The sequence below is a fragment of the Psychrobacter sp. CMS30 genome (assembly GCF_904846565.1).
Lineage (GTDB): Bacteria > Pseudomonadota > Gammaproteobacteria > Pseudomonadales > Moraxellaceae > Psychrobacter > Psychrobacter maritimus.
The window spans coordinates 35,776-52,963 of record NZ_CAJHBF010000001.1; the positions used below are offsets into that span (position 1 = coordinate 35,776).

The 17,188-nt window shown below is 41.9% G+C and carries 14 protein-coding genes; 9 read left to right on the forward strand and 5 right to left on the reverse strand.

What is annotated here, in order from left to right; all coding sequences use genetic code 11:
- The first annotated feature begins 118 nt into the window (after nucleotides 1–118).
- Nucleotides 119–1,258 carry an HNH endonuclease gene (locus tag JMX94_RS00160; RefSeq protein ID WP_201562165.1) on the forward strand — a complete coding sequence of 380 codons (1,140 nt, stop codon included), beginning with the start codon at nucleotides 119–121 and terminating at the stop codon, nucleotides 1,256–1,258.
- Nucleotides 1,259–1,601: 343 nt separating this feature from the next.
- The gene (locus JMX94_RS00165; RefSeq protein WP_201562437.1) at nucleotides 1,602–2,597 is read left to right on the forward strand and encodes a rhodanese-related sulfurtransferase; all 996 of its coding nucleotides are present in this window, start codon (nucleotides 1,602–1,604) and stop codon (nucleotides 2,595–2,597) included.
- 127 nt (nucleotides 2,598–2,724) lie between these two features.
- Here the strand turns inward: JMX94_RS00165 and serA are convergent, their stop codons facing one another.
- Nucleotides 2,725–3,951: a phosphoglycerate dehydrogenase gene (gene serA, locus JMX94_RS00170; RefSeq protein WP_201562167.1), complete on the reverse strand. Its 1,227-nt coding sequence runs from the start codon at nucleotides 3,949–3,951 to the stop codon at nucleotides 2,725–2,727.
- 528 nt (nucleotides 3,952–4,479) lie between these two features.
- Between serA and JMX94_RS00175 the strand changes: the two genes are divergently transcribed.
- Nucleotides 4,480–5,940, forward strand: a complete 1,461-nt coding sequence (locus tag JMX94_RS00175; RefSeq protein ID WP_201562169.1) for an FAD-binding oxidoreductase — start codon at nucleotides 4,480–4,482, stop codon at nucleotides 5,938–5,940.
- 147 nt (nucleotides 5,941–6,087) lie between these two features.
- Here JMX94_RS00175 and JMX94_RS00180 read toward each other — a convergent pair whose 3' ends face one another.
- The gene (locus JMX94_RS00180) at nucleotides 6,088–6,720 is read right to left on the reverse strand and encodes a BLUF domain-containing protein (protein WP_201562171.1); all 633 of its coding nucleotides are present in this window, start codon (nucleotides 6,718–6,720) and stop codon (nucleotides 6,088–6,090) included.
- A gap of 623 nt (nucleotides 6,721–7,343) precedes the next feature.
- Between JMX94_RS00180 and JMX94_RS00185 the strand changes: the two genes are divergently transcribed.
- From JMX94_RS00185 to JMX94_RS00205, 5 genes are all read left to right on the forward strand, one after another.
- The gene (locus JMX94_RS00185; protein ID WP_201562173.1) at nucleotides 7,344–8,981 is read left to right on the forward strand and encodes a carbon-nitrogen hydrolase family protein; all 1,638 of its coding nucleotides are present in this window, start codon (nucleotides 7,344–7,346) and stop codon (nucleotides 8,979–8,981) included.
- 136 nt (nucleotides 8,982–9,117) lie between these two features.
- A complete protein-coding gene (locus tag JMX94_RS00190; protein ID WP_201562175.1) occupies nucleotides 9,118–9,693 on the forward strand; it encodes a protein disulfide oxidoreductase in 576 nt (191 codons plus the stop codon).
- Nucleotides 9,694–10,120: 427 nt separating this feature from the next.
- Nucleotides 10,121–12,979, forward strand: a complete 2,859-nt coding sequence (gene ileS / locus JMX94_RS00195) for an isoleucine--tRNA ligase (RefSeq protein WP_201562177.1) — start codon at nucleotides 10,121–10,123, stop codon at nucleotides 12,977–12,979.
- Nucleotides 12,972–13,622: a signal peptidase II gene (gene lspA / locus JMX94_RS00200; RefSeq protein ID WP_201562179.1), complete on the forward strand. Its 651-nt coding sequence runs from the start codon at nucleotides 12,972–12,974 to the stop codon at nucleotides 13,620–13,622. The genes ileS and lspA overlap by 8 nt, the downstream gene beginning before the upstream one ends.
- 170 nt (nucleotides 13,623–13,792) lie before the next feature.
- Nucleotides 13,793–14,416, forward strand: coding sequence for an O-acetyl-ADP-ribose deacetylase (locus tag JMX94_RS00205; protein ID WP_201562181.1), 624 nt, complete (start codon nucleotides 13,793–13,795; stop codon nucleotides 14,414–14,416).
- Between the two features lie 99 nt (nucleotides 14,417–14,515).
- Here JMX94_RS00205 and JMX94_RS00210 read toward each other — a convergent pair whose 3' ends face one another.
- The 3 genes from JMX94_RS00210 to JMX94_RS00220 form a co-directional block, all read right to left on the reverse strand.
- On the reverse strand, nucleotides 14,516–15,010 hold the full coding sequence (locus JMX94_RS00210; protein WP_201562183.1) for a hemerythrin domain-containing protein: 495 nt from the start codon (nucleotides 15,008–15,010) through the stop codon (nucleotides 14,516–14,518).
- Between the two features lie 194 nt (nucleotides 15,011–15,204).
- The gene (locus JMX94_RS00215) at nucleotides 15,205–15,891 is read right to left on the reverse strand and encodes a DUF1294 domain-containing protein (protein WP_227673447.1); all 687 of its coding nucleotides are present in this window, start codon (nucleotides 15,889–15,891) and stop codon (nucleotides 15,205–15,207) included.
- 124 nt (nucleotides 15,892–16,015) lie between these two features.
- Nucleotides 16,016–16,333 (reverse strand): hypothetical protein, encoded by a 318-nt coding sequence (locus JMX94_RS00220; protein WP_201562185.1) that lies wholly within the window; start codon nucleotides 16,331–16,333, stop codon nucleotides 16,016–16,018.
- Nucleotides 16,334–16,668: 335 nt separating this feature from the next.
- Here JMX94_RS00220 and fkpB point away from each other — a divergent pair, with 335 nt between their 5' ends.
- The gene (gene fkpB / locus JMX94_RS00225; RefSeq protein ID WP_201562187.1) at nucleotides 16,669–17,166 is read left to right on the forward strand and encodes an FKBP-type peptidyl-prolyl cis-trans isomerase; all 498 of its coding nucleotides are present in this window, start codon (nucleotides 16,669–16,671) and stop codon (nucleotides 17,164–17,166) included.
- Nucleotides 17,167–17,188: the final 22 nt, after the last annotated feature.

Below are 17,188 nucleotides of genomic sequence, written 5' to 3' on the forward strand. Positions count from 1 at the left end.
GCCTTTGAGCTGGATTTTTTATTATTAAATCCAGAAGTTTATATAAGGTAGGCAAACTTATCTAAACACAATTTTTAAACCTAATATGGCTTTTCCTACTGTAAATTACAGGAATATTATGCAATCACTTACTCCCACTCTAGATCCTTATCTTTTTGAAAAACAATATCAAGCCTTTATAATTTTCGTAGAAAGAAAGTCAAATATATCTTTTGTCTCATTTGCTTCTCACCCCTATACTGATGAGCAAGAAGGATATAAGAACCAAATATATAGGACGGCTCGTAATAAGCTTTCTTTTCAAGCATGGAAAAAATCAGATATTGGTCGTGGTAAAATTATATCAGCAACTATCGAAGCTATTGAATTACAAAATAATAATTTGGTTCAGTGGCAAAATCGGTACGGTGCTGAAAATCGACCACATCAACCTCTTTATGAAGCGATTAATAATCATATCAAAACAGAAGAAATCGAGGCTGCCTTATTTAACCTTTATCATACGTCTAGTGATGAAAAATCGTTTAATGAACTGACTAGAATTTTTGGAAGAAATTATTCTATTTTAGCTTACCTCTACTTCATTAAAGACTCTTCAAAATACCTGCCTATTGCACCTAGATATTTTGATAGAGCCTTTGTAATATTAGGAACAGATTTCAAGACTAGTAAACGTTGTTCATGGGAGAATTATTCTTCGTACTTACAATTGATTAATTCCGTTAAAGCAATGTTAATTGAAGAGCTTAAAAATGAAGTTAGCTTGTTAGATGCTCACTCATTTACTTGGATGCTGTCAGCACAAATGGAGGAAGAAAATGCTCTTGCAGACGTAAGCAGCTATTTGAATCTTAGTAATACTGAAAGAAACGCTATTATAAGAGCGCGTGTTGGACAAGGTCAATTTCGTCAGGCTCTGATTGATTATTGGACTGCCTGTGCTGTTACTGGTTGTAAAGAACCAAGACTGTTAATAGCATCACATATCAGACCATGGTCTAAGTCTAACGATATAGAACGTCTCAGTTTGTATAACGGTCTACTTTTATCTCCAAACTTAGATTCATGTTTTGATGCTGGTATAATTAGTTTTGATACTCTTGGTCATATAATTATTTCAAGCAATATAAGTGATAATGACCTAAAAGCTTTATCTATCAATAGAGATATGAAACTATCAAGAATTTCACCTGAACATGAGAATTACTTACAGTATCACAGAGAGCATATCTATCAGAAAGATTTAGCAAATCACTAAGCTTTAATAAATAAGCTCAGTATCATACTGGGCTTTTTTGTTTGCCAATTTTATTATCTCTCATATTTCTATGAGATTTTAGAATGATAAAACCTCCAACATCTTCCCAAAATTTGCTAAACTACGCGCGCATTAGCGAATTCCACAATTGCGCTAGTGTTATGAATCTTACCAATTCATTTTAACCGTTAATTTTAAAAAGCACCTTAAACCCAATGCACTAGGTTTGCGACCTAGCCAGCAGGAGAAAAACATGAGTACCAATCAAGACAGCAGCACCAAAAATAGCAATACCCAAGATAGCACTACAACTGATAACAAAGCAGCGCCTGCTTACGATAGCATGACCAATAACATCGTCGTTGCAGCACTTTATAAGTTCACGCGCTTTAGCGATTTTGAGCAATATCGTGAGCCAATTTTAAATACCATGCTTGATAATGATGTCAAAGGCACTTTATTACTGGCCAGCGAAGGCATTAACGGCACGATTTCTGGCAGCCGCCAAGGTATTGATAATGTGTTAGATTATTTGCGCAGTATCGAAGCGATTGGCAGCTTTACTTTTAAAGAATCTTATACTGATGCACAGCCTTTTTATCGCACTAAGGTGAAGCTTAAAAAAGAAATCGTCACCATGGGTGTTGAGAATATCGACCCGTTACAATCGGTCGGTCGCTATGTAAAACCAAGCGAATGGAATGCGCTTATCTCAGATCCTGACGTTATTTTGATTGATACCCGTAACGATTATGAAGTTCAAATCGGTACGTTTCAAAATGCTGTTAATCCAAATACCGAAACCTTCCGCGAGTTTCCAGAGTACGTGGCAAAAGAGCTCGACCCAGCGAAACATAAAAAAGTCGCCATGTTCTGTACCGGCGGTATTCGTTGTGAGAAATCTACTGCTTATATGCGCGAGCAAGGCTTTGAAGAGGTCTATCATTTAGAAGGTGGTATCTTAAAGTACTTAGAAGAAATCCCAGCCAGCGAATCTATGTGGCAAGGCGATTGCTTCGTCTTTGATAACCGCGTGTCGGTCAATCACAACCTAGAAAAAGGCAACTATGAGCAATGCTTTGCTTGTCGTATGCCGATTACTCATGAGGAAATGCAAAGTGCCGCCTATATCAAAGGCGAGTCGTGCCCGCATTGTATCGATAAAGCGACTGAAGAACAAAAAGCCCGCTTCCGTGAGCGCGAGCATCAAATGCAACTAGCGAAAAAACGTGGCGAAGCGCATATCGGTAGCGATGTGATGGATGTTATAGAAAAGCGTAAAGCAGCTAAGATTGAAGCTCGCCGTCAAGCGGAAGCTGCGAATAAAGCCAAAGCTTAATCAGTTAAAGCCATACCCTGCTTTGAATGTTAGACGTTTAAATGATTAGCCATAAAAAAGAGAGGCTCTATTAATAGAGCCTCTCTTTTTTTATACCAGTCGTAAAATTAAATAATAACGCTTAATTTTAGAACAAGATACGTACGCGAATGGTTTCTTCAACGTCTTTTAGTTGATCAAGTGCGGCTGTTGAATCGTTATAATCAACATCCATCACCAGATAACCCACATCACCTTCCGTCATTAAGCTCTGCGCTAAGATATTGATGTGCGCTTCGGCGAACAGACGGTTAATCTGTGATAGTACGCCTGGGACGTTTCTATGGATATGTAGCAAACGATGCGAGCCTTCTTTAAACGGCACAGAAACTTCTGGGAAGTTTACGGCAGTTGCAGTATCGCCTTGGTCAGAGTATCTAACGAACTTATCGGCAACTTCAAGACCGATATTGGCCTGAGCTTCTTGCGTTGAGCCACCGATATGCGGCGTCAAGATAACGTTGTCAAATTTACGTAGTGGTGATTCAAACTCTTCATCAGCAGATTTTGGCTCTTTCGGGAACACGTCAATCGCCGCGCCCAAGATTTTACCTGACTCAAGCACTGCCGCCAAATCATCAATCTCAACACAAGTACCACGAGCGGCGTTGATAAAGTAGCTGCCGTCTTTCATATGCGCAAACTGCGCCGCGCCCATCATATAGCGGGTGCTTGGTACATCAGGTACATGCAAGGTGACGATATCAGCGGTTGATAATAGCTCTTCTAAGCTACCTACTTGCACGGCGTTACCTAGTGGCAATTTGGTCAAGACATCATGATAAATGACTTTCATACCGAAGCTTTCAGCCAATACCGACAATTGCGAGCCGATAGAGCCATAACCGACGATACCGATCGTCTTGCCACGTACTTCATGTGAGTTGGTCGCAGACTTGCCCCAACCGCCGCGATGAACGGTGGCATTCTTTTCAGGGATACCGCGATATAGCATGATGGCTTCGGCCAATACCAGCTCAGCAACCGAGCGGGTGTTCGAATATGGCGCGTTAAAGACAGGAATACCCAAATCACGAGCGGCGTCCAAGTCGACTTGGTTGGTACCGATACAAAAGCAGCCAATACCGATAAGCTTGTGTGCGTGTTCAAGGACTTCACGCGTCAGCTGCGTGCGCGAGCGGATACCGATGAAGTGAGCATCTTTAATCTTTTCGATAAGCTCATCTTGATCTAAAGCGTGACTGATATTCTCGATGTTATGATAACCAGCCCCTTCCAATACTTTTAACGCATTGTCATGTAGACCTTCAAGCAATAAAAACCGGATTTTGTCTTTTTGTAGTGATAACGCCATGTGAGAACTGTCCTATAATTGTCTTATAAAAATCATCAGTGGGATAAGTATGATGGATGAAACGAAAACAGTCTGGATATCTTACACAAAATTTGGCAGCGATGTTAGCAGATTAGATGAATTATTGCTTATCAAGCCTGAAAACTTTTTATGCTATAGTGAATCACGGTATATAAACCTGATATCTAAACCCTGTACTTAGATTTTGCGCTTAAACTTTGCACTTAGAACTTGTACTTAAAATTTGCATGCAAACGCTGTATCTAAATTTTATTAAACTGTTTTTTTAATTATGAATATTACTTACACTAGTTAGGCGCATGACCGCATATCTATCTATCATTGCAACACGCGCTCACTTATACTTATATCAATTATATGAACCCAGTTGCTTATATAAACCCATAAACCCAATTATTTATACTCAATTATTTATATAAACACAGTTATAACCGCTGAGTTATATCCATTTAGCGATATAATAATCCCTTTTATGCATAGCGCTTACGTTTCTACCGAGATTTGACCATGACTTCTTTAGCTAGCCAAAGCAACACTACCGCCCAAAACAATGCTACAACCCCTACTACTGCTGTCCAAAGCATCTTAAGCAACTTGCTTGATGTGCATCAGTTTGACGCCAGCCAAATCAAAACCGATAGCGAAAGCTTGGAACATTGGGGCAAAGACTGGACCAAGCACTTTGCTCCCGCTGCTGCTGCGATTGTCTTTCCAAAGACCACCGAGCAAGTACAAGCGATTGTACTGCTTGCCAATGAGCACAACGTAGTATTAACGCCAAGTGGCGGTCGTACCGGTCTGTCTGCTGGTGCAGTCGCCGCTAATGGTGAGATTGTCGTCAGTATGGATAAAATGAACCAAATCGGACAATTCTATCCTGCTGACCGTATGGTTGAGATTGAAGCGGGCGTGGTCACGCAGCAGTTGCAACAATTTGCCGAATCAAAAGACCTATACTACCCTGTCGACTTTGCTTCTGCTGGCTCAAGTCAAATAGGTGGCAATATCGGCACCAATGCCGGCGGTATTAAAGTCATTCGATATGGCATGACCCGTCAATGGATTATGGGGCTCACAGTTGTCACCGGTAAAGGTGATATCTTGCAGCTTAACCGCGGTATGGTAAAAAACGCGACTGGTTATGATTTGCGCCAATTGTTTATCGGTAGCGAAGGTACGCTTGGCTTTGTCACTCATGCCCAAATCAAACTTGAACGTCAGCCGCAAGATTTAAACGTCATGGTCTTAGGCATGGACAGCTTTAATGATGTGATGAATGTGCTCTCTGCCTTTCAAGCACAAATCGATTTGACCGCGTTTGAGTTCTTTGATGATGTAGCGATTGATAAGCTCATGGCGCACGGTCAAGTACAAGAGCCGTTTGAATCACGTACCAAGTTTTATACCCTGCTAGAGTTTGAAGCGCCTTATGAGCCTATCATGGATAAAGCCATGGCAATCTTTGAGCATTGTATGGAGCAAGGTTGGGTCGTCGATGGGGTGATGAGTCAGAGTCTTGCGCAAGCGGAAGAGCTGTGGAAGCTGCGCGAATACATCTCTGAAACCATCTCAGTATTCACCCCTTATAAGAATGACGTTTCTGTACTAATCAGCTACGTACCTGAATTTATCGCTGAGATTGATCATATCGTCAGCAGTAACTACCCTGACTTTGAAGTCTGTTGGTTCGGGCATATCGGTGATGGTAATTTGCATCTGAATATCTTAAAGCCTGAAAACATGAGCAAGGATGATTTCTTTGCCGAGTGTCAAATCGTCAATAAATACGTATTTGAAACGGTGCAAAAGTATGGCGGTTCCGTGTCTGCTGAGCATGGTGTGGGCATGACAAAAAAGCCGTATCTCAATTATAGCCGTAGCGAGACTGAGATTGATTATTTACGAGAGGTTAAGAAAGTCTTTGATCCAAATAATATTATGAACCGTGGTAAGATTTTTGATATGTAATTAATTGCTTGACCAAAATATTAGAAAGTTTGATGACAAAAAAAAAGACGCTAAACGTTAAGTCTAGCGTCTTTTTTACTATTGAGCTGGCCATGCATCATTTTTATAAAAAATTAAAAGCGTGAAAGTAGTTAATCTATAAGATATTTATGATAAATAAAGCAGTACCAAGGCGATAATTAGCAATATACTTAAACAACCTTGAACCATTAAAAAGGCTTGATGCGGGGCGGCGACATGACGCACCATATTGCCAAGCGCATTATAAGTAATGCCTGCCGCTTTAACATGTGGCGGAGTATCAAAGGTTTGGATAATCTGCAAAAACTGCTCGGTACGCTCAGGCGACCAATCTTGCGGCGCAAATGGCAAATATGCTGACAGTTGAGCGGCTTGCTGCTTAGTCGTTGGTGACCACAACCAACGCTCCAAAAACAGCAAACGCATCCGCCAGTCTGAAAAATGACGCTGCTTGATGGTTTTTAAGAGCAATACTTGCACATTTTTATGGCGGGTATCCGCAAAGATACGCTGGGTAAGCGCCGCGACTTTCGCTTTTTCGCCTTCCATACATTGTAAAAAATGACCATTGCCATAACATAATGTACCGGTGATGCCGTGCTGCTCATTATAATCACGCGCGTGGCCTTCCACTTCATCAAATATCGTCGCATTCAACCGTGAGGCAAGCGTCAAGCTGCTAACATACACCAGCTGCACCAAGGCCGTGTCTGCTATTTCATCTAATTTGCTCAAGGCATTAGGATGAGTTAGGGGCATAATAAAAATCCTAAAAGGTCACGGTAACAGGCAATTGAAAAAATACGCTAAATAAGATGACGCTTAAGCAAATAAAACCATCATTCATAAAAGATAGTAAGTCACAAAAACCTAGCAAATATTTACGCCGCTTGACTGTCATTGGTTACGGGAATTGCTATTATAAGCAGCGCAGTGTCAGTCATGATTAAGCGTCATAGCAGTTAAAATGAATTTATTAGCACAGCAGCACAAACCCTATAAAATAAAGGCAAGATGCAGTGCCAAGATAAGCACTTGTAAATGGGCTAAATCGCCTCATTAAAATTAATAATAACAGACGCAATGTTTATAACTTATTGACTATAACTTATTGTAAATACAAAGATAATTGATTGTAACGATTATATGCGCCTATTGGTATATTTTTCTCGACATTATTATCTGAAAAGTTATAGCAAAAATGAGTTGCTAGCTTTTTTATTTAGTAAATGCAGCAATATCAAACCGCTTATTACGCCCTTTACTGCCGAGTTTTTATAACTCACTTTATCAACATCTATGAATATCGCTTTATTATTCACACCGATTTATTACCACTGATTTATTATCACTGATTTATAGCAACGACAGACAGGAACATTATGAGTAAGATAGAAAAACCAGACGACTTTCACCTCACCATTGCTGAGATTAAGAAAAAAGATTATCCACAACTTAAAGCCTTAATGGATCGCGTTTATGTCAACTTAGGCGGTGCATGGTCAAAAAACACCATTCATACCTTAATTGACGCCTTCCCTGAAGGACAAATTGCGCTCTTTGACCATGATGAGCTGATTGGTATTGTGCTATCGATGCGTGTTGATTACACCAAGTTTTCTAACCCGCATACTTATGATGATTTGATTGGTCATAAAGAGATTATTAGAGACAATCCGGATGGCGATGCTATTTATGGCTTAGATGCGTTAATCGACCCTGAATATCGTGGTTATCGTTTAGGTCGCAGGCTTTATGATGCGCGTAAAGAGCTGTGCCGCCAGTTAAACTTCCGTGCTATCTTAGCCGGTGGTCGTATTCCCAATTATCACAATCACCAAGATTTGACCCCTGGTGAATATATTGAAGCCGTTGAAGCTCGTGAAATTCACGACCCTGCGCTGTCGTTTCAGTTATCAAATGGCTTTATCGTTAAACGTATTTTGACGGCTTATTTGCCAGATGATGCCCAATCTAAAGGTTTTGCGACCTTACTAGAATGGGCAAATATTTATTATGAGCCGCAGGATTATAAGCCCAATACGCGTAAATCAGAGGTCAGAATCGGCGGTATTCAGTGGCAAATGCGTGAAGTTGAGTCGCCTGAAGAGCTGTTGCAACAAGTTGAATTTTTCGTCGATATTATGGCTGATTACAACTCTGACTTTGCTTGTTTGCCAGAATTCTTTAACGCGCCGTTAATGGGTTTGTGTGAATCAACTGATCAAAATGTGGCGATTCGCTTTTTGGCCGGTTATACCGAATGGTTTAAAAACGAGATTTCGCATTTGGCGGTCAGCTATAACGTCAACGTCATCACCGGTTCTATGCCGTTCTTGGACGACGACGATACCTTGTATAATGTCAGCTATCTATGCCGCCGTGACGGTACGGTTGAAGAGCAGCGCAAAATTCACATTACCCCGCATGAGCGTAGCGCTTGGGTGATTGAAGGCGGCGACGAAGTCAAAGTATTTGATACCGATGCTGGTCGTATCGGTATCCTAGTTTGCTATGACGTTGAGTTCCCAGAGCTTGCTCGTTTGATGGCGCTTGATGACATGGATATCTTGTTCGTCCCATTTTGGACAGATACCCAGAACGGCTATCTGCGCGTACGCCACTGCGCCCAAGCTCGGGCGATTGAAAACGAATGCTATGTGATGATTTGTGGTTCAGTCGGCAACTTACCGCAAGTTGAAAGCTTGGATATCCAATACGCACAGTCATCTATTTTCTCACCGTCAGATTTTGCTTTCCCGCATGATGCGATTATGGCGGAAACCACGGCCAATACCGAAATGGTATTCTTCTCTGATTTAAACTTAGACAAGCTTATTCATGTTCGTAATGAAGGCTCGGTGCATAACCTGCTTGACCGCCGTGATGATTTGTTTAGCTTAAAATGGAAGAGAAAGGCTAAAATTCCAGCAAGCAAATTGACCGATGAAGAGCGTCGTGAAAATTCAGGCAGCGTGCTTATCGGCGATCCACTGCAAGACCGTGCGCAAAAACCTTAAGCGGTTATTTTAAAAAGCGGTTATTTTAAAAAGTAACCACTCATAACAGTTCCATAGATTTTACGAATAATACGGCTGACCATTCAGCCGTTTATTTTTATCTATCAAACACATTGAGAGCAAAAAAGCAGCCACTATGACGACTGATTCTAATACTGAAAAAAACCTTGATATCGAAAAAAGCCTTGAGACGCCAAAAAAAACGCCAAAGCAAAAGATATTGTCTGTTGCTAAAAATCTGCTTATCTATGGCTTGGTATTTGCTGTCATTTATACCGCTATTAACTGGTGGCGCCAACCGGTCATGCCAGCCAATCCGCAATTGCAGTTGACCGACTATCAAGGGCAGAGCGTTGACTTAGCAGCAATGAGTCGGGATAAGCCAACGTTGGTATATTTTTGGGGAACCTGGTGTCCGGTTTGTCGGGTGACCTCGCCGACGATAGATAAGCTTGCCGCAGCAAATGACTATCCTGTGGTAACCATTGCGATTAAATCAGGCTCTGACCAAGAGCTACACAGCTACCTTGCTGAACATAATTATCAATTTACCACCGTCAATGACCAAGAAGGTGAGATATTCGCGGATTGGCAAGGGCAAGTCACGCCGTCTTATGTCGTTCTAAAAGATGGTGAAATGACGCAAGGCTTGACTGGTATGCAGCCACTTTGGTCGCTGAAATTGCGCTTATGGTTATCAGAAGTTTTTTAGCGCTTAGCCCATTAGGTATAATCTAATAAATAGACAATCAAATTTTCCAGACGTATGATTTAATAGACAAGGTATTGATGCTGGCATAAGTGCTTGGTTTTGGCCAAAAACAGGGCGATACTGGTCAGCTCTTTTTACCCTCCGCGTTTTGTCATATAATAGCTGCCGTTATCATATTCACTTTTCTCATTATTCTGCTATCTGTTAAAGATATTTTTTGTTGCAATCGTCTCATTAGTATTTATGATGGACGTAACTATTTTTATAAGCAATTCATAAGCAACACGTTATAAGCAATATCTTCTAAGTAAAGTTTTTTAAGCAAAAGGCTAGCATCGATTATCAAATATTTGGCCCCATATTATATTTAACCTTAAGCCTGAATTTCAAACGCAACCTCTAACCATCATCTTATAAGACACCTTCTATGACTGATAAAAGTAACGATACACCAAGCCAAGATTATAAAGACACCCTAAACCTTGCCGATACGCCTTTTGCGATGCGTGCAAACCTTGCCAAACGTGAGCCAGATTGGCTGGCTGCATGGGAAGCGGATGACGTGTACGGCAAAATTCGTCAGGCGCGTACAGGTGCGACCAAATACATTTTGCATGATGGCCCTCCATACGCCAACGGTCAGATTCACTTAGGTCATGCGGTCAATAAAGTATTAAAAGACATTATCGTGAAGTCAAAAACCTTATCGGGTTTTGATGCGCCTTACGTGCCAGGTTGGGACTGTCATGGTCTGCCTATCGAGCAAAAGGTCGAAGCTAAAGTTGGCAAAGTCGGTCAAAAAGTCTCTGCGACCGAATTTCGTGGTCTATGCCGCGAGTATGCAAGCACGCAGATTGAGCTGCAAAAGGCAGACTTTAAACGTCTAGGCGTGTTTGGTGATTGGGACAACCCTTATCTAACGATGAACTTCCATCAAGAAGCCAATATCGTGCGCGCACTTGCTAAAATTTATGACAACGGTCACGTAACCCGCGGTATGAAGCCTGTTAACTGGTGCTTAGACTGTAGCTCTGCCCTAGCTGAAGCCGAAGTTGAATACCAAGACAAAGTCTCTGACGCTATTTATGTGAGCTTTGATGTGCTTGATACCGAAAAGGTTGCAGCATTAAGTGCAATTGACGGCAATATCGCAGCCGTTATTTGGACCACGACACCTTGGACGCTACCTGCTAACCAAGCAATCGCCGTACATCCTGAGCATGACTATAGTGTGGTCGTAACTGAAAAAGGTAACTTGTTACTAGCCGCTGAACTTGTCGAAACCGCATTAAGCGAGCTTAAACTTAGCAATCAAGGCGTATTGGCAACGGTATCAGGACGCGAGCTTGAAGGTCTGCGCGCCCAGCATCCACTGATTGCAGACCGCCAAGTACCACTAATCCTAGGCGATCACGTGACCACCGATAGCGGTACTGGCCTCGTCCATACGGCCCCTGGTCACGGTCTTGACGATTATATCGTTGGCCTGAAATATAACTTGCCCGTTGAAAACCCAGTAAGTGGTACGGGCGTTTATTTAGAGAGCGCGGCGGTATTTGCAGGCGAGCATATCTATAAAGCCAATCCGCAAATTATCGCTACCTTAAATGATAACGGTCATTTAATCAGCCATACCAAAATTGAGCACAGCTATCCGCATTGCTGGCGTCATAAATCGCCGATTATTTTCCGTGCAACGCCGCAGTGGTTTATCAATATGGAAACCAAAGGTTTGCGTGAGCGTGCGCTTGCCGATATCCCTAAGGTCAACTGGACGCCAGCATGGGGACAAAACCGCATCGAAGCGATGATGACCGGTCGCCCAGATTGGTGTATCTCACGCCAGCGTACATGGGGCGTGCCGATTGCCTTTTTCACTCATAAAGAAACCGGCGAGCTGCATCCTAATACGCTTGAGCTGATGGAAGTTGCTGCACAAAAAATCGATGCTGGCGGCGTAGAAGCTTGGTTTGATGCCAGCTGTGAAGATTTCTTAGGCGAAGAAGCCGCTGATTATGATAAAGCAACGGATACGTTAGACGTTTGGTTTGACTCAGGAACGACGCATTTTGCCGTCCTTGAGCAGCGCGATGAATTAACCAATCCTGCTGATATGTACTTAGAAGGTTCTGATCAGCATCGCGGTTGGTTCCAGACGTCACTACTTACCTCTGAGGCGATGTACGAGCGCCCACCGTTTAAGCAAGTGTTGACCCATGGTTTTGTCGTCGATGAAAACGGCCGCAAGATGAGTAAATCACTTGGCAATATCATCACGCCGCAAGACGAGATCAATAAAACCGGCGCGGATATGCTGCGTTTGTGGATTGCGTCGAGCGATTATCGTTATGAGATGAGCGCAGGTAAAACGGTCTTTAAAGGCGCCATCGATATGTATCGCCGTATCCGTAATACCTTGCGCTTCTTGCTGGCTAATACCGATGACTTCGATCCAGCGACCAATAGCGTTGATATTAATGAGCTGGTCAGCCTTGATAAATTTATCATTGAGCGTGCGCAGACGATACAAGCACAAATCATTAGCGCCTATGATGCGATGGACTTTCACCAAGTCACCCAGCATATCACTGCGTTTTGCTCGCAGGATTTAGGCAGCTTCTATTTAGATATTATCAAAGACCGTCAGTACACGACCCAAACTGATGGACAGCCGCGTCGCTCTGCGCAAACGGCGATTTACCATATCGCTCATGCGTTGATTCGTTGGATTACGCCGATTTTGTCATTCACCGCGCAAGAAGCGTGGGAAGTATTGGAAGGTAAAAACGGCAATGACGCAGGATACGTGTTTACCGAAGAATGGTATACCTTCCCAGAGTTTGAGCTAAGCGCCATCAGTACCGATGACTGGCAACGTATCATGCAGGCAAAAGATATGGTCAATAAACATATCGAAACCGCACGCGGTGAAAAAATCATCAATGCCAACTTATCTGCTGGCGTTGATTTATATGCCGATGGTGCGATGCATGAAAGCTTGGCCAAGCTTGGCGAAGAGCTACGTTTTGTGCTAATCACCAGTAGCGCAACTTTGAAGCCAATGAGCGCTGCCCCTGCTGACAGTCAAAACAATACTGCCCAAACTGATAACAATGCCGATGAATCAGTCGATTTAATAGTCGAAGTCAGCGCCGCCACTGGTACTAAATGCGTACGCTGCTGGCATATCCGCGATGATATCGGTACAGATAGTACGCACCCAGAGTTATGCGCACGCTGCGTGACCAACGTCAGCGGCGACGGCGAGGTGCGCCATTATGCCTAAATCAGCGCCTAACTCTACGCCTAATCCGACAGACTCATCGGAACATAAGCAGCCGCAGGTGGATGTTGATCATTCGCCTAAACCTGCCCATGCGACCACGGGCAGCTCAACCACACCCAAAAGTCGCCTGAATAAGACACCAAAAATGGTTGCTAATGGCAGTCGCGCTTTTATGTGGTACTTGCTATCACTGGTTGTAATTATTATTGATCAGTGGACGAAGTGGTTGGCTGAAACCAAGCTAAACTTCCTCGAGCCAGTGCCCGTGATTGAGCCGTTTTTAAATTGGACGCTTGCTTACAATTATGGCGCGGCGTTTAGTTTCTTAGCAGATCAAGCAGGTTGGCAAAAGTGGTTCTTTGCTGGACTTGCATTGATCATGTCGCTATTTTTGATCGGCTATTTGGTGAAAGCACCGCGTAAAGCCAAGTTGTTATCATTGGGTCTAGCCTTGGTGCTTGGCGGCGCCATTGGTAACCTGATTGACCGCTTGCTACATGGTCACGTGATTGACTTTATCCATGTGCATTATGCGGACGTTTGGCATTATCCAATCTTTAATATTGCCGATATCGGTATTTGTATTGGTGTGGCGTTGATTGTTATTGATATGCTGTTTTTGGAAAAAAAGCGTGATGCTTAAATGATATAAATAAGATGACTTTGTAAATAGGCTACCAAATCGGTAGCCTATTTTTTTTGCGTTTTTGTCGAGAGATAGCATATCGAATCTTATCGATAACGTAAGCCCTATAGTCGAATGGCGCGAAAAACGCTAAAGTATGATCAGTTCAATATAAAAAGGTTGCTGCCATGTCTGATAGTCAAACGTCTAATAACCCAATAAAACCTATTACCCAGAAGCAAATATCAGCGTCTGACGACATTGATGATAATAATAGTGGTAATACCGTAACTTTATCAGTGATACAAGCTGATATCACTACGTTAAATATAGATGTCATTGTCAATGCTGCCAATTCAAGTTTGCTTGGCGGCGGCGGTGTAGACGGCGCGATTCATCGGGCAGCTGGACGTGAGTTATTAGCATCTTGTCGTACATTGAATGGTTGCCAGACAGGCGATGCTAAAATCAGTCCAGCGTTTAAGCTGCCTTGTCAATATGTGATTCACACGGTAGGCCCTGTTTGGCATGGCGGCAATCAACATGAGCCAGAGCTACTTGCCAACTGTTATCGAAACTCACTAGATTTAGCCGTCAAGCACAATCTTACCAGCATTGCCTTCCCCGCTATTAGTACCGGTGTTTATGGTTACCCGCTGGATAAAGCAACCAAAATAGCAATTGATACAGTGCAAAATTATGTGTTAAATGCTCTAGAACAGGCGACTAATTTCTCTATCCGCGAGGTTATCTTTTGCTGCTTTTCAGCCAGCGATGCCGCTGTTTATAAACAAGTGTTAGAGTCGATTTAAAGCGATATTTATAAAATCATTAAACATAAAAAAACCACTAGCAATAGTGGTTTTTTATTTTGAACGTTGCAATTCATTCATACATTTAAAACAACGTAATCATGCATCATCTGCATGTGTTTGCTTAAACTCAGCATACTCAACTTGATACAATGAGCCAAGGCGTTGCTGCAAGTCGCTATCTAAAATCTTTTTCGCCTCTTTAAAAAACTTGTTTTCTTCTTCTTTTAAATGATGGCGTACCTTATGAATCAAATCTGCACAGGTGCTATCCCACTTCTCTTTACCAATACGCCCATCATCCAAGGTTTCCATCATCTCATCCATTTCATGATGCTCAGTAATGGCATGCCGAGACAAATCAAGCCCATCATCATGCTGCATGACGGGCACATATAAATGGCGCTCTTCTGCCGCCGCATGCGAGTGTAATTCAAGCTTTAACTCTTCATAAATGGCTTTACGCTGCGCCTCATCTTTCGTGCTTTCAAGCTTATCGCATAAAGCCCGCTGTATCTCATGATTGTCGATTAAGGCTGTAAAAATATCTTGTGTTAAATCAACTTCGTTAGCATTATTATTGTTATTACTCATTAGTTTCCTCTTTAAAGTTATTGCTACGTTAAGTATTCAAATGGTTCTATTTAATTCTCAAGTATCATAACAATAATAAAAGCCGCTATTGTCATCTATCAGTTAGCAATAGATAGTCATTTGGTTAAAACTAGCATTTAATAATGACGAGTTAGGCAGTTATTCAATACTTTAATCACTGTATATGCTAAAACTTAATCAAATGGCAAGTTTGCCAAGAATGCAAAGTCTTTACCCGCCAATATAAACAACAATCCTGCCAAATTAATAATCACAGTTAAATAATAAGTAATACGAAATTCAGGCTTTTGCGACTTATGACGCAAGTAGGTTTGCGCGACCATCGCCCCAACCCAACCGCCAAGCGCACTTAGCAGATGCAATGTTGACTCAGGCGTCCGCCAAGCACCACTTTGAGCAGCAGCTTTGTCTTTGGCATACATGCCATAGGTTATGACGCCTAATACCGCGTACCAAGCAAGTACCAGCCAGTTTAGCTTATTCATGACCACCAATAAAATTAAAACCCCATAAAAGCCAATGCCAAGAAACAAGCGTTTCTTTTGGCCTGCTTCAAAGTCGGCTTGGGCGCTGCGTTTATGATTCCGCTGCCGGATTTGGCGGTTCTTTTGCGCCATTTTTTGCTGCACAAAGCTGAGCTCTTGCACATCCTTTGCCTGCAAGCGACCCTGATTGTCTTGCCTCACTATAAAAACCACTTGCTCGCCAATTTCGGGACGACGCTGGGCTTTAAACGCGCTAACATGAAAAAATACCGACTCGCCCACAGCGGTTTCGATAAAACCAAAACCTTTATCGTCCTGCCATTTTTTAATATGACCTTGTTGTTTAGTGCTTAGGTTTTTCGTTTTCATATTCATAGTTTTTTATCATCGATTATTTTTACAACTAGTATATAACTTTCCTGCACTCATAAAAAAAGCTAAGAGCTTTACTCTTAGCTTTTTAGTGACCATAAAAATACCTTAACAAGACATTAAGGTATTAACGGCATTTTTTCTGCTCATACAAGTTGGTCAAATTATTGCGACGATCTTTTGCCGCATTGATAGCTTCTTCAGTATTAGAATAGGTACCAATCAAAGCTGGCCAAAATAAAATTGCGGCAGCTACATTCTTACCAGTCGCTTTACGCTCAGCACGTGCTTTTTGCTCAAAGTCATCAGCTTCAGCTATTTCATTAAGAATTTGCTGACAAGATAAATTAACATCACTTACCTTTTTAGTTTGTACAACATGTGGCGTAGCACACCCTTGAGCCAATAATGCGAACATTCCAATTACTAAAACCGCTTTTTTCATAATCATCTCAGAAGTTGTTTAACTTACAATTATTAATAGATAAGTTACGTTGCTTAAATTAAGTTTACATTTATATACATTAAGAAAGATAATGTCAACTTAATTTCATTCTTGAACAACTTTAATTGTTTATAATTTTTAGTCGAGATATTAACGCATTGTATTTATTAATTTTTTAAAAAGACATATGAAATAGATTGGTAAAAATATCGGTAACAGCTTATAAAAGTGGCCTAACACATATCCGTCACATCAAGAGGTTTAGTCTATAGGCTATGCTAAACTCTCTATTATAATTAACCCTCTTAATCCTATTCTATAAAAGACACATTACTATGACCGACTCTCAATTTATCACGCCTAATGAAGACATTCGTATCACTCACGGCAGCCTTGTGAAGCTGCATTTTGAAGTATCGCTAGAAAACGGTACGATGATTGATTCAACCTTTAACCGCGATGCGCCAGTGACGCTGACGATTGGCGATGAGAGCTTATTGCCAGGCTTTGAGCAAGTGCTGATGAACCTACGGGCTGGCGATACGCGTAGCGCTCACCTTGAACCTGAGCAAGCGTTTGGTGAGTGGAATCCTGATAACATCCAGCATTTTAGCCGCACCCAATTTGCCTTGGTCGCTGACAATCCTGAAATCGGTATGCTGGTCGAGTTTGAAGACAAAGGCAAAAACACTCTGCCCGGTACCATTAGTGCCATCAATGATGACGAAGTAGAAGTCGATTTCAACCATCCACTTGCTGGTCAATCGGTACTTTTTAAAGTAAAAATATTCCAAGTCACCCCACCGGGCGTCACGGGTATCAAGCTGATGTAGTATAAAAATAGCTCTGTATTAA